The 19,188-nt window shown below is 57.6% G+C and carries 19 protein-coding genes, 1 tRNA gene and 1 rRNA gene (1 of these 21 cut by a window edge); 8 read left to right on the top strand and 13 right to left on the bottom strand.

Features of this window, described 5'->3' with window-relative positions:
- Positions 1-109: ribosomal RNA gene (locus ACXYMP_RS03290) — 16S ribosomal RNA — on the bottom strand; it reaches 1,360 nt to the left of the window's first position.
- Positions 110-330: 221 nt separating this feature from the next.
- Here ACXYMP_RS03290 and ACXYMP_RS03285 point away from each other — a divergent pair.
- Positions 331-663 (top strand): hypothetical protein, encoded by a 333-nt coding sequence (locus tag ACXYMP_RS03285; protein ID WP_458904336.1) that lies wholly within the window; start codon positions 331-333, stop codon positions 661-663.
- A gap of 153 nt (positions 664-816) precedes the next feature.
- Here the strand turns inward: ACXYMP_RS03285 and msrQ are convergent, their stop codons facing one another.
- The 3 genes from msrQ to ACXYMP_RS03270 form a co-directional block, all read right to left on the bottom strand.
- Positions 817-1,461, bottom strand: coding sequence for a protein-methionine-sulfoxide reductase heme-binding subunit MsrQ (gene msrQ, locus ACXYMP_RS03280; RefSeq protein WP_458904334.1), 645 nt, complete (start codon positions 1,459-1,461; stop codon positions 817-819).
- Positions 1,461-2,369: a protein-methionine-sulfoxide reductase catalytic subunit MsrP gene (gene msrP, locus ACXYMP_RS03275; protein ID WP_458904332.1), complete on the bottom strand. Its 909-nt coding sequence runs from the start codon at positions 2,367-2,369 to the stop codon at positions 1,461-1,463. Before msrP ends, msrQ begins: the two co-directional genes overlap by 1 nt.
- Before the next feature lie 102 nt (positions 2,370-2,471).
- The gene (locus tag ACXYMP_RS03270; protein WP_458904330.1) at positions 2,472-3,959 is read right to left on the bottom strand and encodes an FMN-binding glutamate synthase family protein; all 1,488 of its coding nucleotides are present in this window, start codon (positions 3,957-3,959) and stop codon (positions 2,472-2,474) included.
- Between the two features lie 394 nt (positions 3,960-4,353).
- On the opposite strand from ACXYMP_RS03270, the gene ACXYMP_RS03265 reads away from it, so the two are divergent.
- Complete coding sequence (locus ACXYMP_RS03265; protein ID WP_298567546.1) at positions 4,354-4,590, top strand: EF-hand domain-containing protein; 237 nt, start codon at positions 4,354-4,356, stop codon at positions 4,588-4,590.
- Positions 4,591-4,683: 93 nt separating this feature from the next.
- Here ACXYMP_RS03265 and clpB read toward each other — a convergent pair whose 3' ends face one another.
- Positions 4,684-7,299: an ATP-dependent chaperone ClpB gene (clpB, locus tag ACXYMP_RS03260; RefSeq protein ID WP_458904327.1), complete on the bottom strand. Its 2,616-nt coding sequence runs from the start codon at positions 7,297-7,299 to the stop codon at positions 4,684-4,686.
- Between the two features lie 225 nt (positions 7,300-7,524).
- Between clpB and pyrF the strand changes: the two genes are divergently transcribed.
- Together pyrF and ACXYMP_RS03250 are read left to right on the top strand one after the other, a co-directional pair.
- A complete protein-coding gene (gene pyrF, locus ACXYMP_RS03255; protein ID WP_298567543.1) occupies positions 7,525-8,226 on the top strand; it encodes an orotidine-5'-phosphate decarboxylase in 702 nt (233 codons plus the stop codon).
- Between the two features lie 195 nt (positions 8,227-8,421).
- The gene (locus ACXYMP_RS03250; RefSeq protein ID WP_458904325.1) at positions 8,422-9,150 is read left to right on the top strand and encodes a hypothetical protein; all 729 of its coding nucleotides are present in this window, start codon (positions 8,422-8,424) and stop codon (positions 9,148-9,150) included.
- A gap of 17 nt (positions 9,151-9,167) precedes the next feature.
- Here the strand turns inward: ACXYMP_RS03250 and ACXYMP_RS03245 are convergent, their stop codons facing one another.
- From ACXYMP_RS03245 to ACXYMP_RS03235, 3 genes are read right to left on the bottom strand one after another with little or no spacing between them, the layout of a single operon-like run.
- The gene (locus ACXYMP_RS03245; RefSeq protein WP_298567539.1) at positions 9,168-9,437 is read right to left on the bottom strand and encodes an NfeD family protein; all 270 of its coding nucleotides are present in this window, start codon (positions 9,435-9,437) and stop codon (positions 9,168-9,170) included.
- Positions 9,437-10,324 carry an SPFH domain-containing protein gene (locus tag ACXYMP_RS03240; protein ID WP_298567537.1) on the bottom strand — a complete coding sequence of 296 codons (888 nt, stop codon included), beginning with the start codon at positions 10,322-10,324 and terminating at the stop codon, positions 9,437-9,439. The genes ACXYMP_RS03245 and ACXYMP_RS03240 overlap by 1 nt, the downstream gene beginning before the upstream one ends.
- 44 nt (positions 10,325-10,368) lie before the next feature.
- Positions 10,369-10,812 carry an NUDIX hydrolase gene (locus ACXYMP_RS03235; protein ID WP_458904322.1) on the bottom strand — a complete coding sequence of 148 codons (444 nt, stop codon included), beginning with the start codon at positions 10,810-10,812 and terminating at the stop codon, positions 10,369-10,371.
- A gap of 61 nt (positions 10,813-10,873) precedes the next feature.
- Between ACXYMP_RS03235 and ACXYMP_RS03230 the strand changes: the two genes are divergently transcribed.
- Positions 10,874-12,127: a DNA polymerase IV gene (locus ACXYMP_RS03230; RefSeq protein ID WP_458904320.1), complete on the top strand. Its 1,254-nt coding sequence runs from the start codon at positions 10,874-10,876 to the stop codon at positions 12,125-12,127.
- Positions 12,128-12,129: 2 nt separating this feature from the next.
- On the opposite strand, the gene ACXYMP_RS03225 is transcribed toward ACXYMP_RS03230, so the two are convergent.
- Positions 12,130-12,990, bottom strand: a complete 861-nt coding sequence (locus ACXYMP_RS03225; protein ID WP_458904318.1) for an N-formylglutamate amidohydrolase — start codon at positions 12,988-12,990, stop codon at positions 12,130-12,132.
- A 156-nt stretch (positions 12,991-13,146) separates the two neighbouring features.
- Between ACXYMP_RS03225 and ACXYMP_RS03220 the strand changes: the two genes are divergently transcribed.
- Together ACXYMP_RS03220 and ykgO are read left to right on the top strand one after the other, a co-directional pair.
- Positions 13,147-13,221 (top strand) — tRNA-Val (locus ACXYMP_RS03220).
- 81 nt (positions 13,222-13,302) lie between these two features.
- A complete protein-coding gene (ykgO, locus tag ACXYMP_RS03215) occupies positions 13,303-13,428 on the top strand; it encodes a type B 50S ribosomal protein L36 (protein ID WP_005850168.1) in 126 nt (41 codons plus the stop codon).
- A 126-nt stretch (positions 13,429-13,554) separates the two neighbouring features.
- Here the strand turns inward: ykgO and ACXYMP_RS03210 are convergent, their stop codons facing one another.
- On the bottom strand, positions 13,555-14,775 hold the full coding sequence (locus tag ACXYMP_RS03210; protein WP_458904310.1) for a phenylacetate--CoA ligase family protein: 1,221 nt from the start codon (positions 14,773-14,775) through the stop codon (positions 13,555-13,557).
- A 61-nt stretch (positions 14,776-14,836) separates the two neighbouring features.
- Between ACXYMP_RS03210 and ACXYMP_RS03205 the strand changes: the two genes are divergently transcribed.
- Positions 14,837-15,703, top strand: coding sequence for a hypothetical protein (locus ACXYMP_RS03205; protein ID WP_458904308.1), 867 nt, complete (start codon positions 14,837-14,839; stop codon positions 15,701-15,703).
- A gap of 95 nt (positions 15,704-15,798) precedes the next feature.
- Here the strand turns inward: ACXYMP_RS03205 and ACXYMP_RS03200 are convergent, their stop codons facing one another.
- The 3 genes from ACXYMP_RS03200 to ACXYMP_RS03190 all read right to left on the bottom strand — a co-directional run bounded on the left by ACXYMP_RS03200 (position 15,799) and on the right by ACXYMP_RS03190 (position 19,186).
- Positions 15,799-16,635 carry an ABC transporter ATP-binding protein gene (locus ACXYMP_RS03200; protein WP_298567526.1) on the bottom strand — a complete coding sequence of 279 codons (837 nt, stop codon included), beginning with the start codon at positions 16,633-16,635 and terminating at the stop codon, positions 15,799-15,801.
- A gap of 77 nt (positions 16,636-16,712) precedes the next feature.
- Positions 16,713-17,999 (bottom strand): ABC transporter substrate-binding protein, encoded by a 1,287-nt coding sequence (locus ACXYMP_RS03195; protein ID WP_248364884.1) that lies wholly within the window; start codon positions 17,997-17,999, stop codon positions 16,713-16,715.
- 110 nt (positions 18,000-18,109) lie between these two features.
- The gene (locus ACXYMP_RS03190; protein ID WP_248364883.1) at positions 18,110-19,186 is read right to left on the bottom strand and encodes a branched-chain amino acid ABC transporter permease; all 1,077 of its coding nucleotides are present in this window, start codon (positions 19,184-19,186) and stop codon (positions 18,110-18,112) included.
- Positions 19,187-19,188: the final 2 nt, after the last annotated feature.

Raw genomic sequence — 19,188 nt, 5'->3', positions numbered from 1 at the left:
CCACGCGTTACTAACCCGTCCGCCGCTCACCCCGAAGGGCGCGCTCGACTTGCATGTGTTAGGCCTGCCGCCAGCGTTCGTTCTGAGCCAGGATCAAACTCTCAAGTTGAAAAGCAATTGCTTGCTTGTCCTTGACGTTCGAACCTCTGCACATATCGTCCCGACCGGCTGGTCGGAACTATTCATATCCAAGCCTTACTGAAAACTTGAATAAGTCTCTGTTTGTTGTGCTTCAGCTTACCAAAGTAAACAAAAGCCGTCCAAACAGTGAAGCTGACTATCCATCATCGAGATCCCGAAAGACCCCTAGGTAGTTGATAATATGCGCAGTTGTTTGTTCATCGAAATGAACCAAACCGCCCACATATCTCTTCAGATACCATCAATGTCAAAGAGCGTGGAGCAAAAAGCCCCGAGACAAAATCAACCGGAAGCGCCGTACTTAACTGGCGCAACCCGCGTCATCAACCTCAAAAATTATACCGCGTTCCGCACCCGCTGCTTCAGCAACAAACCATCCCGCGACCCAACCGCGCCATCAGCGCCGCCGGTGAAGGGGGTTCTAGGCCCAACTCAAAAGAGTCGCAACCCCTTTTTTCCGAAAATGGCATCTTTTTGCAAATTTCTGATTTTTTCTTTATTTTTGGTAAGTTGCAGCAATGAACAGCAAGAAATTCAAGCCTGCGCGCAATTTTATTTGTGTCCAATTCTGACTGCCCTAGCGGCACCCTGTCTACGCCAGAGAATTGCTCAAAATGCGGCTCTTGATCTGACTCAACTCAGTGTGTGCTCTGGCTATTAACCGAAAAAGCGCACCTATGACGTGACACGAGATGCCCGCGCGCTCGATTGAAGGCGGGCTTTGCTTTTCTTGCGGGCCTGAAGGACGCGCCAGCCAAGCAGCGTCAGAACAACCGCGAGATACACAAGCGGCTCCAGCTCCCACGTCTTACCGACCATAATGTAGTGAACACACCCCAGAATGGCGGTTGGATAGACCAAACGGTGAAGCTTGCGCCACGATGGCCCAAACTTGCGCAGCGACCAATTGTTCGAAGTGATTGCAAGCGGAGTCATCAGAAGGAACGCTGCCATGCCGACCGTGATATAGGGGCGTTTCAGAATGTCTTTCCAAACCTCGGACAGGATCTGCACATCAAGCACCAGCCACACCAGCAGATGCGTGGATATGAAATAGAAGGTCAGCACACCAATGGCACGACGCAGCCTGATCAGGTTGATACCGGTCACGGCGCGCAAGGGTGTGATCAACAATCCGAGGATCAGCGCCTGAAGCCCCAACTCGCCGAGCGCATGCTCCAACGCTTCGATCGGTTCGACGCCCATGGCCCCTGTCGCGGCAAGATAGAACAGCCAGGCGGGCCACAATGCACCAATGGTATAGACGGTCCAGACCGGAATCTTGCGCAGACCGCCATTGATCCGATCAACCACAGTCATCAGTGGTTCGCCACCAGATCCATTCCGTCATAAAGGCTGGCAACTTGATCCTCATACCCATTGAACATCAGCGTTTCTTTCCGGCGCGCCAACAACCCGCCGCCGATCGGTTTTTCGTAGGCTTGTGACCAACGCGGGTGGCTGACTTCGGGGTTTACGTTGGAATAGAAGCCGTATTCGCGCGGTTGCAGCATGTTCCAGGTGGTTTGCGGTTCTTTATCTGTCAGTGTCACGCGCACAATCGACTTAATCGACTTATAGCCATACTTCCACGGCACAACGAGCCGCAGGGGCGCACCGTTCTGTTTCGGAAGGGGGTCGTCATAGATGCCCGTCGCCATGATGGTCAGTGGATGCATCGCTTCGTCCAACCGCAAGCCTTCACGATAGGGCCATTCAAGACTGCGGGTCCTTTGCCCCGGCATTTCTTCGGGCCGCAGCAGCGTTTGGAAGGCCACATACTTGGCGGAGCTCTGTACGCCGGCCAGAGCAAGCAACTGGTTCAGCTCGAACCCAACCCACGGCACAACCATCGACCAGGTTTCAACACAGCGAAAGCGGTAGATCCGTTCTTCAAGCGTGACATTCTTCAAAATGTCCTCAAGCCCATAGGACCCCGGTCGGTCCACCATGCCGTCGATTTCCACCGACCAAGGGTCCGTGGTCAACATATGTGCGTTCTTGGCGGGATCACCCTTGGCCGTGCCAAATTCGTAAAAGTTGTTGTAGGAGGAGATTTCTTCCATCGTGTTCGGTTTTTCATCCACCGAAAATCCGGATGCCCCAAAGGCGGGGCCAAGCGCCATGCCAGCCGCAAGGCCAGCGGCGCCACCCATCAGTTGACGGCGGTTCATATAGTCCGCTCGCGGCGTCACATCAGAGTATTTCAGCACATTCTTGTAAGCCATCAGGCGCACCTCTTCTTATCGTCTATACATGACGTAAGGCAGGCGAGACGCAAAGCCAAAGCACATCGGCTCACGTCCGCGCCAGCGTATTGTAACAAAGCCTCAACTTGGCGGCGGCGATGGGGGGTATATCTCGCTCATTGGGACCGAACGACCGCTGTCTTGCACCAAACGAACATGGCGGCGGCGCATTTGGCGCGGCTCTGCCACACCGACCGAATGTGCGATGGTCTCAACCTCGTGAATGACACCCTTGGCATATCGCGCGACCTTGTCGAACTTGTCTTCAGGCACAAGGCCCTTTTGCAATCGTGGGTCATGTGTCGTGATCCCCGTCGGGCAGGTGTTCCGGTTGCATTTCATTGCCTGGATGCAGCCCAACGAGAACATGAAGCCACGCGCCGAGGTGACGAAATCAGCGCCAGCGCAGATGGCCCAGGCCACGTCGCTCGGATTGATCAGCTTGCCCGACGCGATAAGGCGAATGCGATCATGCAGCCCGTGGCTGTCCCTGAGGTCACAGATCAAGGGAAGCGCTTCACGAATTGGCATGCCGACGAGGTCGATCAACGGCATGGGCGCGGCACCTGTGCCACCTTCCCCACCATCAATGGTGATGAAATCCGGCGCGGCCTCGGGTCCGCGTTCTGCAATCCGGACAAAAAGCTCTGCAAAGGGCTCGATCGCACCAACGACGGTCTTGCAGCCCACCGGCTTGCCAGTCACGTCGCGGATATGGGCCACCATATCCAGCAGATCATCCCAATCTTCAATCTCCGGGTGCCGGTTCGGAGAGATCGAGGCGACACCTTCCGGGATGCCCCGGATCGCTGCAATCTCTGCCGATACTTTCGTTGCGGGCAGGATCCCGCCCTTGCCGGGTTTGGCCCCTTGAGCGAGCTTCAACTCAAACATCTTCACTTCAGGGTGCGCAGCGATTTCGCGCAGCTTCTCGTCCGACAGATTGCCTTCCAGATCGCGCACGCCATACTTTGCGGTGCCGATCTGAAAAACAAGATCACCGCCACCCTTGAGGTGATAGACCGACAGCCCACCTTCGCCGGTGTTCATCCAGATCCCGGCCCGCGCAGCACCCATCGACAGGGCCTCGACGGCGGGGCGTGACAAGGCGCCGAAACTCATCCCCGACAAATTGAAGATCGACTTCGCCTCGTATGGTTCGCGTGCCGTGGGGCCGATGATCATCGGTGCGGTCTGGCTGTATTGATTGCCCAAAGGCGGAAAGGCCGCGTTCACGAATATCGGTGTGCCGGGAATTCCAAGGTTGCGCGTCGATCCGAACGCAACCGTGTTGCCGCGACCCACGGCTGCCCGTTCGACCCAGTCACGTTGCGCACGGTTGAACGGCAGCTCTTCGCGGTCCATCGCAAAGAAATACTGCCGGAAAAATTCGCCCAAGTTTGAGAAAAGCGACCGGAACCGCCCGATGACCGGAAAGTTGCGGCGGATGGCGTCATGGGTCTGAAACCTGTCGATCAGGTAAAGAACCACCACGACAGCAAGGAACGCCCCAACAAGAAAAATAAGAACCTGCGCCAACAGCTCAATTGCCCAGTACATGGATTGCATCGAATTCTCCTGTGATTCGATGCAAGTGTACTGTCCCGGATCGGAACGGGAAGCGACTCATGCCGCTTTTCTGTGTCTGATGGCGTTGTTCGGGCCGCGCCGACCGAAAAGAATCGCGACAGAACGCACCGGCGCTTTACCGCACATGCATCAAACTGACGCTTTATGAGCGCGCATTCGCCAATTCCTGCCTTTAGAATCGGAACTGTTCCGCCGCCCGACAAGGCCGCCCGATACCTTTGCGGCTTTTCGCCTGTGGGTAGACCTGCTTTTTGCGATTCAGCGCCTAAGAAGAGCCGTTGCGCAGTATTCGGATGTGGTCGCAATTGGGACATGACCATATGACCTCGCACTCATTGAACGGGTGCGTTTAACAACTGATGGAGCATATCCAATGAAAACCACTTCTCTCGCAGGCATTCTTCTTATCGCAGGCAGCAGCGCGCTGATGGCTCAAACTTCGCTGGACGCCAACGAAGATGGCGAGGTGACGATGGAAGAGCTGGTTGCAGTCTATGCAGATGTCACCGCCGAAGCTTTTTCGGAAGCTGATGCAGATGCCAGTGGCACGCTGAGCGCGGACGAAGTCGCAGCTGCACAAGAAGCCGGATTGATCCCGTCCGAGATGTGAGGCTTCCCCCCTCACACCCACCACTCACGAAATGAAATGCCCCGCCGGTTCGTTCCGGCGGGGCAACTCGTTTCAGGGCGCTGTGGTGCCGTGTCAGTGGACGACAGCGTCTTCGGGCGGTTGGCGGTTCGAATGCGCAACCCGATCGCCAATGATCAACCCGTCCGCACCTGCGGTGATCGAAATTTTATCACCGTCCATGACATCACCGGCCAGCAGCATCTCGGCCAGCTGATCTTGAAGCGCGCGTTGAATGACACGCTTCAGGGGCCGTGCACCGAACACCGGGTCATAGCCTTCATCGGCCAACCATTTACGTGCGCTATCATCCAGTTCAAGGCCGATGTTTCGACGGCCTAGCCGTTTGGCAAGACGCTCCAACTGGATCAGCACGATGCCATCCATATCACCGCGGCTGAGGCGATCGAAGATGATCGTTTCGTCCAGACGGTTCAGGAACTCGGGACGGAAATGGGCCCGCACCGCGTCCATCACGTCGCGTTTGGCGTCCGAAGCATCCGCCCCATCCGGCAGCTGGCTCAGCGCCTGGGCACCAAGGTTTGACGTCAGAATGATCAGCGTCTGTTTGAAGTCGACTGTGCGTCCCTGACCATCGGTCAGCACCCCGTCGTCCAAAACCTGCAACAGCACGTTGAACACGTCTGGGTGCGCTTTCTCAACCTCGTCAAACAGCACGACCTGATAGGGCCGACGCCGCACAGCTTCGGTCAGCACACCACCTTCGTCATACCCGACATAGCCCGGAGGTGCGCCGATCAGACGGGCAACCGCGTGTTTCTCCATAAACTCGGACATGTCCACGCGAACCATCGCGTTGTCGTCGTCAAAGAGATACTCGGCCAATGCCTTGGTCAGCTCGGTCTTACCCACGCCGGTCGGCCCAAGGAACAGGAACGACCCAAGCGGGCGATTCTCGTCGTGCAGCCCGGCACGCGCACGGCGCACCGCGTTCGAAACCGCTTTCACTGCCGTGGACTGACCGATGACCCGCTTGTGCAGCTCGTCTTCCATCCGCAGAAGCTTCTCACGCTCGCCTTCCAGCATTTTCGAGGTGGGAATACCTGTCCAACGCTCGACCACGCTTGCAATCTGTTCGGGCCGCACAGCTTCTTCGACCATCATGTCGGCCTCGGCAGTTTCAGCCTCTTGCAGCTTTTTCTCAAGCCCGGGGATAACGCCATAGGACAGCTCGCCAGCCTTGGCCAGGTTACCTTCCCGCTTGGCCGAATCCAATTCGGCGCGGGCGCGGTCCAATTGCTCTTTCAGGTCGCGGGCACCTTCCAGCTTGTCCCGCTCGGCCAGCCACTTGGCGGTCATCGAGCTGGACTTTTCCTGCAAGTCGGACAGTTCAGCCTTAAGCTTTTCAAGCCGGTCCTTCGATGCCTTGTCATCCTCAACGCGCAGCGCTTCGGCTTCGATCTGCATTTGCAGGATCTGGCGGTCAAGCGCGTCCAGCTCTTCGGGTTTCGAATCCACTTCCATCCGCAGGCGGCTGGCAGCCTCATCCACAAGGTCGATCGCCTTGTCCGGCAAGAACCGGTCGGTGATATAGCGATGGCTCAACGTGGCCGCCGAAACCAACGCGCTGTCGGAAATACGCACACCGTGGTGCAGTTCGTATTTCTCCTTGATACCGCGCAGGATCGAAACCGTGTCTTCGACGGTCGGCTCTTCGACCATCACAGGCTGGAACCGACGGGCCAAGGCCGCGTCTTTTTCAACGTATTTACGGTATTCATTCAGCGTCGTGGCACCAATACAGTGCAGTTCTCCACGCGCCAGAGCCGGTTTGATCAGGTTGGCCGCATCCATCGCACCGTCGGATTTACCTGCACCGACAAGCGTGTGCATTTCGTCAATGAACAGGATGATTTCGCCCGCAGCGCTTGTGACTTCGTTCAGCACGGCCTTTAGCCGCTCTTCGAATTCACCACGGTATTTCGCACCGGCGATCAACGCGCCCATATCCAGCGCCAACAGCTTCTTGTTACGCAGGCTTTCGGGCACATCACCATTGATGATGCGCAAGGCAAGGCCTTCGGCAATCGCGGTTTTACCAACACCGGGTTCCCCGATCAAAACCGGGTTGTTCTTGGTGCGGCGACTTAGAACCTGCATCGTGCGGCGAATTTCTTCGTCACGGCCAATTATCGGGTCGATTTTGCCCTCTTCGGCAGCTTTGGTCAGGTCCATTGCGTATTTCGACAGCGCTTCATAGCTGTCTTCGGCACTGGCGCTGTCGGCCGTTCGGCCCTGACGCACATCATTGATCGCAGCGTTAAGCTTCTTGGCGTCCACGGCACCCGCATCCAACGCGTCACGCGCTTTGGATTTGATAACGGCCAAAGCGGTCAGAAGCCGTTCGACAGGCACAAAGCTGTCACCGGCTTTCTTGGCCAGCTTCTGCGCTTCGTCCAATACGCTGGCGGTGGCGTTGTCCATGTAAACCTGGGCAGCATCCCCCGTCACCTTCGACAGTTTACCGATGGCCGTATCGACGGCTTCGCGCACGCGTTCAGGCGACCCACCTGCCTTGCGGATCAGGTTGGCGCTCATCCCTTCTTCGTCGTCCATAAGGGCTTTCAGCAAATGCTCGGGAACCAATCGTTGATGGTTTTCGCGCATCGCGATGGTCTGTGCGGCCTGAATGAAACCACGCGACCGTTCAGTGAACTTGTTCAAGTCCATGTCACTCTCCTTCTAAAGCGCCCACTTACGGGATGCCCACACAAGCGGCACATCCCTTTCAGGGCCTCGGAATAAAGATGGGAACAGGCCTGAAAATTGCAAGATGGTGCGGCATTCTGGGCTTTGAAAATCGTCGCGCAGAACACCTTTTGGCACACCGTTTGGCGGGAATTGCGTTTGAGCGCCCGCCCGGTTAGGACGGAACAACCAAAATAGGAGCCCTCCATGTCCGATGACCGCCTGATTGTCGCCCTTGATGTCCCCAATGCCCTTGCCGGATTGGAACTTGCCGAGCAGCTTGGCGATACGGTGAGCTTTTATAAGATCGGATTGGGCATGCTGACCGGAGGCGGGCTTGCGCTGGCCAACGAATTGAAAAGCGAACATGGCAAGAAGATTTTCCTCGACATGAAGCTGTTTGACATCGGCAACACCGTCGAAGAGGCCGTGCGCGGTCTGGCGCAATTCGATCTGGATTTCCTGACGGTTCACGGCGATCCACACGTCGTGCGCGCTGCACAGGAAGGAAAAGGTGCCAAGGACATGAAAATCCTTGCCGTGACGATCCTGACTTCGCTGGATCGGGCCGATCTGGATGCCTCGCTAATCAAGGCGGGCGATGTGCAGGACCTGGTGTTGGAGCGCGCCGTGCGGGCGTTGGACGCAGGCGCAGATGGTGTAATCGCGTCACCGCAAGAGGCCAAGCTTATCCGCGCGCTTTCGCAGGCTGCTGGCAAGTTGATCGTGACCCCCGGCATTCGTCCTTCGGGGGCTGCATTGGGTGATCAGAAACGGGTGGCCACGCCCGCGCAAGCCATTGCTGACGGCGTGGATCACATCGTGGTGGGTCGTCCGATCCGTCAGGCGGCCAACCCGCGCGACGCTGCCAAAGCCGTTTTGGCGGAACTGAACGCCCCCCTCGCCTAGCCGCCGAAAAGCGCGCCTGCCTTTGCGCGCAGGTGACCTCACCTCACCGTTCGCTCCTGAGAATGTGAGCCGCCGCACGCCCTTGCGCCCTTGCGCCGGGCGCCCAATGAACAGAACATGAGGTGAAAGTGCGCCTTTTTGCGTGGCGTACAGTCGCATAGCGCGGCGTCAACCTTCGTGGCTTCAAGGGCTATCATGTCTGACACCCGACCACATCCTGACCTGTCCACGGTGATGCGCCTGCGTCGGGCAATCGGCGCCATCGGCTTGACCTTACCCTTTGTCCTATTGGCAGGGGTCGTTCTTTTCGGCATCCCGATGCAACGGTCGGTTTCGGACTTTTTCTTCACAGAGATGCGCGAAGTCTTCGTTTCAGCATCGGCAGGGACGGGCCTGTTTTTGGTTGCCTACCAAGGTTACCCACGACGATCCGGCGAAGTGCTCTCTGACCGCGTGATCTCGAGCATTGCGGGCGTAGCGGTCTTTACCACGGCATTTGTGCCCACTTTATGTGCCACCGAAGATTGCTATCGGCCGTTGGCTTTGTTCGACAGGCTTATCCCCGCAGCATACGATCAGACGCAGCAAAACATCCATTTTGCAGCGGCAGGACTGTTTCTGGTTTGCATGGGGATCACGTCGCTTAGGCTGTTCACGCGGTGTTCGGTCAAGAACCCCAGACCGCACAAACAGCGCAGAAACCAATGCTATCGAGTCTTCGGGTGGACCATCCTCGCAATGGTCGTCTTGGTCGGCGTGGTGAAGGTCTTCTTGCCAGAGTCCGGTCAAAGGTGGGACAGCGATTGGAGCTTCACCTTCTGGGCTGAAAGCGTCGCGCTTTGGGCGCTTGGGCTCAGCTGGCTTTTGAAAGGTGAAACCCTTTCAAATGAAATACCATTTTTGTTTGGCGCGCCGGTCAGCTAGACCCTGCACCAAACCTGTCAACCATCGTTGATGTCGATGTCGAAGACCTTCGATTGGCCTTTACGCACACCAAAAGCACGCCGCATCGCCAACCAAGACACCAGCGACACTGCCGCAAAGCCAACAAGAAGCCACGGCAGAGTTGGCGCAAGTCCCAAAAGCAACACCGCCCCAACCACCGCAGCGCCGACCGCGAAGCCAAGAAAGATAAAGCCGGGGACCAGCATTTCAAGAATGCCAAGGGCAATCGCACCGGCCAACCAAACCCACCAAGTCGCCCACAGCATTATGACTTACCTTTCAGCAGCTTGAAGGCATCACCAAACGCATCCAACGCGTGCGTCGGCAGGATAATGGTTTGCTTTCCATCGCCCTTGCCGACTTCGGTCAAGGCCTCGACCTGTTTCAGCGCCACCTGATACTGCGCTGCTTCAAGCCCGTTCTCTGCAATAGCTTTTGCCACCACTTGGGTTGCATAGGCTTCGGCATCTGCGCTGACGCGGCGCGCCTTGGCGGCCTGTTCGGCTGCATAAAGCTCTGCATCTGCGGCCAGTTCGACCGCGCGTCGCGTGCCTTCGGCCTCTGTCACCTGTGCGCGGCGGGCGCGTTCAGCGTTTAGCTGCTGCAACATCGCCTCTCGCGTGGCCGTATCAAGGTTCACATCAAGAATTTCAGCGCGCGTAACTTCGATCCCCCAATCATCAACCGCATCCGCGACCTGTTGCTTGATTTTCGAGATCAGCTGCTGGCGGTTTGACTGCACCTCGTCCAGCTCCATTTCGCCAATGCCCGAGCGCACGATCCCCGCCACTGTGGTCGAAATCGCGGCGTCCACATCACGGATTCGATACACCGTCTTTTCAGGCTCAAGAATGCGGTAGAACACGCTGGTGTCGACCTGCACCAACACGTTGTCGGATGTGATCGCATCCTGACTGGCGGTCGGCAACTGGCGTTCCAAAATCGACACCTTGTGACGCACGCGATCAAGAAATGGCACGATGAAGTTGATCCCCGGCCCCAGCACCGCTTGCAGTCGCCCAAAGCGCTCCACGACATATTTCTGGCTTTGCGGCACTATCTTGACGCCCAGGAAGACAACGATGATCAGGAAGGCAGCTAGCAAAAACAGGACTGTGTTTCCGCCAGCAAGATCTGTTGGAATTTCATTCATGAGGGGAACCTTTCACCGACGCATTAATTCGCAAGATGATGGGATCATTTTGCGTCAGTTACAACAGCATCTTGACCAAGTCCGCGCAGGGCAGCGCGCAATCGGGGCTTGAAATGCGGGATGGCGCTTGGATTCGTCAGCCAATCGCTCGGTGCCATCAACGTCCAGCGTTGCCCTTCATTGCCAAGCTTGATCTTGCTGGAAGCACTTGCAGGCAACGTGGCTGCAAACCACCAGGACGTGGTGCCGGGCACCGTAGGGCTGTCGAATTCCTGCTTCCAACTCAGATCAGAGGGCCGCAACCGAAGGGAAAGCTCTTCTTGTGTTTCCCGCAGCACGCAGTCTTCGGCGCTTTCGCTTCCCTCGCGACCACCGCCGGGGAAATCCCACATGTTCGGGCAAGGGATGTCGGGCCGATCGTCGCGCAGCAGGGTTGCAACCTTCCCGCCGACAAGCAAAACCAGCTTTGTGCCGCTAAAATTCTCCATTCTTGCCTTTCCAAGACTGACGAGTGTTTGAGCCCCGCGGCCGCATGATGTATTTTGCATCATGCCCGCTTTATGTCGAGATTGCCTGAACCGCTTTGATGATGGTCGCCGCTGCCCTTCCTGCCGTAGCCCGCGGGTGACATCGCACCCTGAATTGTTCGACCTGACCATAGCGCATATGGATTGTGACGCCTTTTATGCCTCGGTGGAAAAGCGTGACCATCCCGAACTGGCAGACAAGCCTGTCATTATCGGCGGCGGAAAGCGCGGGGTCGTATCAACCGCCTGCTATGTCGCGCGCATTCGCGGTGTGCGATCTGCCATGCCCATGTTTCAGGCGCTGAAGCTTTGCCCGGATGCGGTCGTGATCCCACCACGCGGTCGCCACTATGCAGCGGTATCCAAGCAAATCCGCGCATTGATGGATGAACTGACCCCTTCGATAGAGCCCCTGTCGTTGGACGAGGCGTTTCTGGACATGACCGGCACCGAGAAACTGCATGGTGCCCCACCTGCCGTGATGCTGGCGCGGCTGCTCAAACGGATGCAAGACAAAATTGGTCTGTCGGGCTCAATCGGGTTAAGTCACAATAAATTTCTGGCAAAAATCGCGTCCGATCTGGACAAGCCGCGCGGCTTTTCGGTGATCGGCAAGGCTGAGACTGCCACATTCCTGCATGACAAACCCGTCGGGCTGATTTGGGGCGTCGGCGGCGTCAGTCAGGCCGCGTTGGAGAAAGCAGGCATCCGAACCTTCGCGGATCTGCTTCGTTGGGAAAAGGCAGACCTTGTTGCCCGGTTCGGCGGCATGGGTGACCGGTTGTGGCATCTGGCGCGGGGCCAAGACAAGCGGCGCGTTTCGGCCCATGCACCGATCAAGTCAATTTCGAACGAAACGACGTTTTTCGAGGACACCACCGACCCCGACATCCTGGACGGCCACTTGTGGCGCCTGTCCGAGAAAGTATCGGACCGCGCCAAGGCGCGCGACTTGGCGGGGCGCGTCGTGACGTTGAAGCTTAAGCGCGCCGATTTCCGTGCGCTCAGCCGTCAAACCAATCTTGGTGATACGACGCAATTCGCTGATCGGATCTACCGCACAGCGCGCGGATTGTTTGACACTGTTGCCGGCGAGGGTCCATTTCGGCTTGTCGGTGTCGGGCTCAGCCATCTGGGGCCTGCTGACAATGCCGATCTGACCAACGACCTGCTTGATCCTCAGGCCGCGCGACGAAGGGCTGCGGAACGTGCCACCGACACGATCCGGGCCCGTTTCGGGGACAAAGTGATCTTGAAAGGACGCTCGATCCGCTAGAGCTATTCTGCGGCGAGCGCCCGATCCTGCTGACCGAACGCGGCTATTTCCTTGATCACCATGGCCAGCCGCTGTTGGATTTCATGAAAATCCCGATTGGGTCGGATCAACCGTTCGTTCATGTATAGGGCACGGTCGATTTCGACCTGAACCACATGTTGGTTGCGCGATGGGCGCCCGTAATGCTGCGCCATATAAGCCCCGGCAAACGGTGTGTTGCGCGAGGTCCGGAACCCGGCACGTTTGAAGGCCTCTTCAACATGGCTGACGACCTCGGATGAGGCAGAGGCCCCGAACCGGTCGCCCAGAACGACCTCGGGACTTTGCGCCCACCCTTTGGACAGACTGGTGACGGCCTCGTGCGGCATCGAATGGCAGTCGATCAAGATTGCCTCGCCAAAAGCATCTGTGCTGTCTTGCAGCAAGGACTGCAGCGCTGCGTGATAGGGGCGCCAGTGGTCTGCCAGCCGCGTTTGCGCGTCACCCAACGACATCTTGCCGCGATAAATGGCGCGGCCGCCAGCGACAACGCGTGGAATGACGCCCAGTCCCGACGCCACGCGTGGGTTGTGATCAACCCGCCGCAATCCGTTGATGACGGCCGGGTCCAATTCCTCGGCACCGCGGTTCAGATCGACATAGGCGCGTGGCGTCGTTGCCGCCAAAAGAGGTGCGCCATGGTCAGGTGCGGCCGCATAGAGCTGATCGACAAACGCATCTTCCGACGAGCGGATCGTGCGTTCATCCAACAAGCTGCCCTTCACGAACGCCAAAGGATAGCGGCGCCCGCTATGAGGCGACGCAAACACGACACTTGTGTCGCGTATCTTGGGCAGTGTCAGCGCGTAGGGCAGTATCAACATGCAGTCTCCTCCATACCACTTATAAAGCGAAAAAATCTCTCACCAAAAGCCCTTGCGCACGACCCCGACTCCTTTTATAGAACCGCGAACAGGCGCGGGTTTTCCCGCGTCGCGTTTTTTGGATTGGTCGTATTGACTGGTTTGAAATGAAATTCAGGGCGATTAGCTCAGCGGTAGAGCACTTCGTTGACATCGAAGGGGTCACTGGTTCGATCCCAGTATCGCCCACCATGAACCGCCATATGACCCTATGGTCAGACGGCAAAATGTAGCTTAGGCGCAACCGCAGCGCCGCGTTGAAGGAGAAGGACCATGAAAGTCCGCAACTCGCTCCGCTCGCTGAAAAACCGCCACCGCGATTGCCGCGTGGTGCGCCGTAAAGGCCGCGTTTACGTGATCAACAAAACGCAACGCCGCTTCAAAGCCCGTCAAGGCTAAGTCGCATCAGCAGCGAAAAAGAAATGGCCGCCTTCTGGGCGGCTTTTTTCTTTCCATTCGGTGGTTTGCCAAAAGAAAAGGGCTGAAGCATTGCTGCCTCAGCCCCTTTCCCGGAAGGAACCTGTTCTAGTCGTAGACCCTTTGATCGTCGATGACTTTGCCGTCATTCGGCAAACTGCCCTTGGAAACGATCTCGATCCGGGCTTTTAACTTTAGTGTTTCGACCACCGACTTTGCATAGGGCGCTGGGTCCGTTGCGTCGGTTTCGATCTGAACCGTCATTGCGTCCATCTCGCCGTCGCGGGTCGCAATCACGCGCGCCTTGGTCACGTCGGCATGTTTTGCGACCAAATCCGCAACTTGCTCAGGACGCACGAACATACCCTTGATCTTGGCGGTTTGATCGGCGCGCCCCATCCATCCCTTGATGCGCATATTCGTGCGTCCGCAGGGGCTGGTGCCCGGCAAAACTGCCGACAAGTCACCTGTGGCAAAGCGGATCAGCGGATAGTCAGGGTTTAGCGTCGTCACGACAACCTCGCCCACTTCGCCCGGTGCGACAGGATCACCCGTGCCGGGTCGTACGATTTCCACGATCACTCCTTCGTCAACGATCATGCCCTCCATCGCAGCACTTTCATACGCGATGTTGCCAAGGTCGGCTGTGGCGTAGCTTTGCTGGCAAGTGATACCACGATCGGCATATTCGCTTCGCAGGCTGGGGAACAACGCCCCTCCTCCGACGGCCGCTTTGGTGATCTTCAGCTTCACTCCATCAGCATCTGCGCGGTCCAGAATGACCTTCAGATAGTCCGGCGTGCCCGCATAGGCCGTTGTGCCGATATCTGCGGCGGCGCGCACTTGCAGCTCGGTCTGGCCCACACCGGCGGGGACAACCGCTGCGCCGACAGCCCGCGCGCCGTTTTCAAAGATCATGCCAGCCGGGGTCAGGTGGTATCCAAAACAGTTCTGAACGATATCGCCTTTTCCGATTCCACAGGCGTTCAGGAACCGTCCCATTCGCCACCAGTCATGCCCGACGCCACCCGGTTCGTAAATCGGGCCGGGACTTTGAAAAATATGAGAAAACTCATGCGTTGCCAGCCCACCGAACCCGCCAAGAGGACCGTCGGCGGCTTGCGCCTTTCCAATCTCGGATTTGCGCAGGACGGGCAGCGAAACCAACGCCTCGACACTTGTGATGCGTGCTGGATCCACATCGGCAAAGCTGGCTCGGTAACCTTGCAGCCCCTTGGCACGGGCGATCTGCAGGGGCAGCGCCTTTGCAATGTCAGCCATGCGGGCATCTGCGGAACGGTTTTCCAGGGCGTCATAATAATCAGGCATGGTCGAAACCCTTTTCAGAAGAACTGAGCATTGAGCGAGGCGAAACCCCGCTATGCACTGCATGCAATTGTATACGATGGGGGCGACGTTCTATAATTTGCCGCAACGCAGCAAGAGTCCGCGCATCATGATCGACATGACCAACCGCATTCGCTTCGACCACGCCACCCAAGTGATGGAGGTCGACTTCACGACCCTTCGCCTTGGCAACTCGGCCGACGTCAACGCAGCCTACGATCAGATCCTCACAGCGATCAGCGCGACGGGTGAGGACAAATGGTTCATGCTGCTGGATGTCACAGGCATGCGCGTCGACAGCTTTGCTTGGACGGCACAACGTCAGCGCGGCAAAGCGCTGAGCAAAGCGCACAGCCAAGGCATCGTCAAAGTGGATGCCAGCGACATTACCCGCGCCGAGCTTGCTCGCACGGCGGGCACGGACGCGTTCAATCCTAACCTGTTTACAACCCGCGACGCGGCGCTGGCCCGGCTGGCGCAACTGCCGTCCCAACGGGTGCGCAAGCTGGATCGGACCGCGCAATATGATGCGTCCGACATCTCCGAGCGCCTTGTGCTGGACACCGAAACTCGTGTTGCCGAAATCGACCTGTCGGGGCTGACGTTGCGCCATTCGGGGGATGTCGACGTGGTTTACGGCACCTTGGCAGCGGCCTTGGAAGACACCGGCAGAAAGTGGTTTTTCCTGATCAACACCGCACATCTGCGAGTCGAGCAAGACGCGTGGCTGAGCCAATCGCGCGCCGCCAAACGCCTGCGCCTGAGCTACGCTCTGGGTCAGGTCGGTTATGGAATGGCGGACGTCACCGCACAGGACCGTACGCAGGTCGTGTCGATGCGCCCGGCCAGTCCAAAAGACCGCAGTGCGGCGCTGGCTGAGCTTGATGCCCTGCGCACCAAGGTCGCCTGACACCGGCTGCCAAACGCGGCTCCGCCGACAATCAGGCCGCAAAGCAGCCATCGACGCGCAACGCGACGAGGATTTATGCCCAGTTTTCAGGTGCATCAGGCCAACCAACGCTTCCGGCGGCGATAGGACCGCACATCCCGGAAGCTCTTGCGCCCCTCATCCGACATGCCAAGATAGAACTCTTTCACATCCGGGTTTTCGCGCAATTCAGCGGCGGGGCCGTCCATCACAATGCGACCGTTTTCCAGAATGTAGCCGTAATGCGCATAGCGCAGGGCCACGTTGGTGTTTTGTTCAGCCAACAAGAAGGTCACGCCTTCATTTTCGTTCACTTTTTTTACAATCTCGAAGATCTGTTCGACCAACTGAGGGGCGAGGCCCATGGACGGCTCGTCCAACAAGATCATCTCGGGGCGCGACATCAGCGCGCGGCCCATCGCCACCATCTGCTGCTCACCGCCCGAGGTATAGCCCGCCTGACTTTTGCGGCGCTCGCGGACGCGGGGGAAATATTCATAGACCATCTCAAGATCAGCAGCGATCGCGCCTTTGCCGTCCGTGCGGGTGTAGGCGCCCGTCAGCAGGTTTTCTTCGACGGTCAGGTGTTCAAAGCAGCGACGGCCTTCCATCACCTGGATAACGCCGCGCTTGACCAACTCGGACGGGCCCAGATCGGCGACGTTTTCATTCTTGTGCAGGATCGAGCCTTTGGTGACTTCGCCCCGTTCGGATTGAAGCAAGTTCGATATGGCTTTCAGCGTGGTTGTCTTGCCCGCGCCGTTGCCGCCCAGAATGGCTGTAATGCCACCTTTCGGCACATGCAGGCTGACGCCCTTCAACACAAGGATCACGTGATTATAGATCACCTCGATGTTGTTGACCTCCAAAAGGTTCTCACCTGCAATTTCGGTAGTCTTCTCGGCGTCCAGCATATCGGTCGTCCTGTCTGTGTTCGTTGTTCGGGGATCGTCCGGGCCAAACGGCCCGGACGAAAGGTCATGCACGCGGCTTAGTTGCAGCGTTCTTCGATGTTGTTCTCGGCGGCATAAGCGGCCGAGTCTTCGTCGATCAAAGGTTGGATCACATCCATATCCGACGGACCGAAGTCTGAAATCAGCGACCAGGTGCCGGCGGCTGCGTCCCATTGCTGGATCGCACCCGTGCCGGGGCCACCGTGGTTTTCACAGCTGACGGTGAATTCGGGGCCAAATCCGGGCATACCAAGTTCAGTCATCCGGGCTTCGGTGATTTCCAGAGCTTCCATACCGTCACGCATCATGGATGACGTGATGTCCGGCGTGCCATGGATTTCCTGTGCCTTCTTGGCGGATTCGGCCAGCAACATCGCGGCATAGACACCGCGGTTGTAAAGGGCCTTGCCGATGTTGTCGCCATTGCCGGCTGCCTTACCTGCATCCACAACATGCTTTTGGATATCAGCAAAAACCGGATAGTCCGACCCAACACCATGGAAGGTCACAGCCTTGTAACCCGTGGCTGCGTCACCGGCGGGAGAAACGTCATGGTCACCACCCGACCACCAAACGCCGATGAAGTTTTCCATCGGGAAGCGGATGTTGGCAGCTTCCTGAATGGCAACCTGGTTCATCACGCCCCAGCCCCACATCATAACGAAATCAGGACGCTCGCGGCGGATTTGCAGCCATTGCGCTTTCTGTTCCTGCCCGGGGTGATCGACCGGAAGTGTCACAAGCTCAAAGCCGTGCTTTTCAGCCAGACCTTCCAGCGTGCGGATCGGTTCTTTACCGTAAGCCGAGTTGTGATAGACCAGCGCGATTTTCTTGCCCGCCAGATCGCCACCGCTAACCTCTTTCAGGTGGTTCACAGCAAGCGAGGCTGCATTCCAGTAGTTGGCGGGGAAGTTGAACACGTGGCTGAACACTTTGCCGTTTGCAGCCGACGTGCGGCCATAACCGGGCGTGTAAAGCGGAATGTCGTCTGCCGTCACTTTCGGGATCAGCTGATAGGTGATGCCGGTCGACAGCGGGTTATAAGCCAGCGCGCCTTGACCTTTGGTGGCTTCGTAGCATTCGACGCCTTTTTCGGTGTTATAAGCCGTCTCACATTCTGGGGCTGATGTCATCACGCCACCGATGCCGCCGTCACGTTCGTTCAGCAGAGTGAAGTAATCCGCAAAGCCATCCGCATAGGGGATGCCGCCTGCGGCGTAAGGACCAGTCCGGTAGCTGAGCGAGGGGAACACCAGATCCGCAAGGACCGGAGTTGCCACCATAAGCGCCGTAACACTGGCTGCTGCGAGTTTCGAGTATTTCATTTGCTTCCTCCCTAGATTAGCAAATTTTCGTGCCCGTTGCGGGTCACATTGCTTTGACCCTCTGAACCGTTTCCTCATTGGTTCAGAGGATAAGATGAGTTGCGCGGGCCCTAGTGCGGGAAGGGCCACAGACGCAGTTTTTCTTTCGTCAGGCGCCATAGTTGCGCCAGACCGTGCGGTTCCACAATCAGGAAGACGACAATCAGGCCGCCCACGATCATGAACTCGAAATGCGCGGCCAGATCGGTCGGCCAGCCAAGTCCCCCCACCAGCACGTTCTTCAAAAACACTGGCATAAGCACCATAAAGGCCGCGCCTGCGAATGATCCGAAGATCGATCCCAGACCACCGATGATGATCATGAACAGGATCAGGAACGACTTGGTGATCCCGAAGGCCTCGCCTGCTTCGGCCGCGCCAAGATAGACCGTGAAAAACAGCGCTCCGGCAATGCCAACAAAAAAGGACGATACCGCAAAAGCCGACATCTTGGCCATCAGGGGGTTCACCCCGATGATCTCGGCCGCGATATCCATATCACGGATGCCCATCCATTTGCGGCCCATCATGCCGCGCGTCAGGTTGCGCGCCACCCATGCCAGCACCACGACAAACACGAGGCAGATCATGTATTTCGCCCAGGCTTCGGTATTGGGGCCGGTCACGATGACACCGAAGACAGAGCGTTCAGGCGCGTTGATCTGGCCCGATGCTGAATAGTTGTAAAACCACGGCACCTTGTTGAAGACCCACACAAGGAAGAACTGTGCGGCCAGCGTGGCCACCGCCAGATAGAATCCCTTGATGCGCAAGGATGGCAAACCAAACGCCACACCCACAACCGCAGTGATCCCGCCGGCAAGTATGATGTGGATAAGGATGCTGACCTCTGGAAAGCTCGTCATCAGCTTATAGCTGGCATACGCCCCCACAGCCATGAAGCCACCGGTGCCCAGCGACACCTGCCCGGCGTAACCGGTCAGGATGTTCAGGCCCAGCGCCGCAATCGCATAGATCAGGAACGGCGCAAAGACGGCGTTGACCCAATAGTCGTTGATGAAGAACGGGACCACCAAGAAGGCCACGAACATCAGGATGTAATAGCCCATCCGATCCAGGCGGATCGGGAAGGTCTGGCTGTCGTCACGGTAGGACGTTTTGAAGTCACCTGCTTCGCGGTAAAACATGG

The sequence above is a fragment of the Aliiroseovarius sp. CAU 1755 genome (genome assembly GCF_054482655.1).
This window is presented reverse-complemented; position numbering and strand designations above follow the sequence as displayed.

Coding starts and splice junctions, on each gene's coding strand:
- msrQ (WP_458904334.1), bottom strand. CDS start 1,461: ATGACTGTGGTTGATCGGATCAATGGCGGTCTGCGCAAGATTCCGGTC.
- msrP (WP_458904332.1), bottom strand. CDS start 2,369: ATGGCTTACAAGAATGTGCTGAAATACTCTGATGTGACGCCGCGAGCG.
- ACXYMP_RS03270 (WP_458904330.1), bottom strand. CDS start 3,959: ATGCAATCCATGTACTGGGCAATTGAGCTGTTGGCGCAGGTTCTTATT.
- ACXYMP_RS03265 (WP_298567546.1), top strand. CDS start 4,354: ATGAAAACCACTTCTCTCGCAGGCATTCTTCTTATCGCAGGCAGCAGC.
- clpB (WP_458904327.1), bottom strand. CDS start 7,299: ATGGACTTGAACAAGTTCACTGAACGGTCGCGTGGTTTCATTCAGGCC.
- pyrF (WP_298567543.1), top strand. CDS start 7,525: ATGTCCGATGACCGCCTGATTGTCGCCCTTGATGTCCCCAATGCCCTT.
- ACXYMP_RS03250 (WP_458904325.1), top strand. CDS start 8,422: ATGTCTGACACCCGACCACATCCTGACCTGTCCACGGTGATGCGCCTG.
- ACXYMP_RS03245 (WP_298567539.1), bottom strand. CDS start 9,437: ATGCTGTGGGCGACTTGGTGGGTTTGGTTGGCCGGTGCGATTGCCCTT.
- ACXYMP_RS03240 (WP_298567537.1), bottom strand. CDS start 10,324: ATGAATGAAATTCCAACAGATCTTGCTGGCGGAAACACAGTCCTGTTT.
- ACXYMP_RS03235 (WP_458904322.1), bottom strand. CDS start 10,812: ATGGAGAATTTTAGCGGCACAAAGCTGGTTTTGCTTGTCGGCGGGAAG.
- ACXYMP_RS03230 (WP_458904320.1), top strand. CDS start 10,874: ATGCCCGCTTTATGTCGAGATTGCCTGAACCGCTTTGATGATGGTCGC.
- ACXYMP_RS03225 (WP_458904318.1), bottom strand. CDS start 12,990: ATGTTGATACTGCCCTACGCGCTGACACTGCCCAAGATACGCGACACA.
- ykgO (WP_005850168.1), top strand. CDS start 13,303: ATGAAAGTCCGCAACTCGCTCCGCTCGCTGAAAAACCGCCACCGCGAT.
- ACXYMP_RS03210 (WP_458904310.1), bottom strand. CDS start 14,775: ATGCCTGATTATTATGACGCCCTGGAAAACCGTTCCGCAGATGCCCGC.
- ACXYMP_RS03205 (WP_458904308.1), top strand. CDS start 14,837: ATGCAATTGTATACGATGGGGGCGACGTTCTATAATTTGCCGCAACGC.
- ACXYMP_RS03200 (WP_298567526.1), bottom strand. CDS start 16,635: ATGCTGGACGCCGAGAAGACTACCGAAATTGCAGGTGAGAACCTTTTG.
- ACXYMP_RS03195 (WP_248364884.1), bottom strand. CDS start 17,999: ATGAAATACTCGAAACTCGCAGCAGCCAGTGTTACGGCGCTTATGGTG.
- ACXYMP_RS03190 (WP_248364883.1), bottom strand. CDS start 19,186: ATGTTTTACCGCGAAGCAGGTGACTTCAAAACGTCCTACCGTGACGAC.